The organism is Psychrobacter sp. 16-MNA-CIBAN-0192, from assembly GCF_040309565.1.
In the GTDB taxonomy this organism is placed as follows: Bacteria; Pseudomonadota; Gammaproteobacteria; order Pseudomonadales; family Moraxellaceae; genus Psychrobacter.
On record NZ_JBEOOX010000677.1, the window covers coordinates 1 to 240 of the forward strand.

Genomic DNA, 240 nt, shown 5'->3' on the forward strand with positions numbered 1-240 from the left:
TCTCTGGTGCGCGGGTGAGCTCGGTGCAAACGCTTGTTGATGGTGTTTTAACCCAAGATCAGCTAAAAATAAGTAGCCAAGGCGAAATTCAAAAAATAGAGCTTGTCAGTGAAAACCGCAGTAGTGATGAGTTTGCAATTACCTTACGCTTAGATATCTTTGCGCAAACAGAGCAATGTCCACAAAGTAACTTTAATAAGTTTATAGCCGTCACGCAAAGCCAATTAACAAATCGTGAAC

General features: G+C 41.2%; 1 protein-coding gene. It reads left to right on the plus strand.

Annotated features, from left to right (window positions below; genetic code table 11):
- A partial coding sequence (locus AAEY78_RS14825; RefSeq protein ID WP_352340244.1) for a flagellar assembly protein T N-terminal domain-containing protein occupies window positions 1-240 on the plus strand: 240 nt, incomplete at both ends.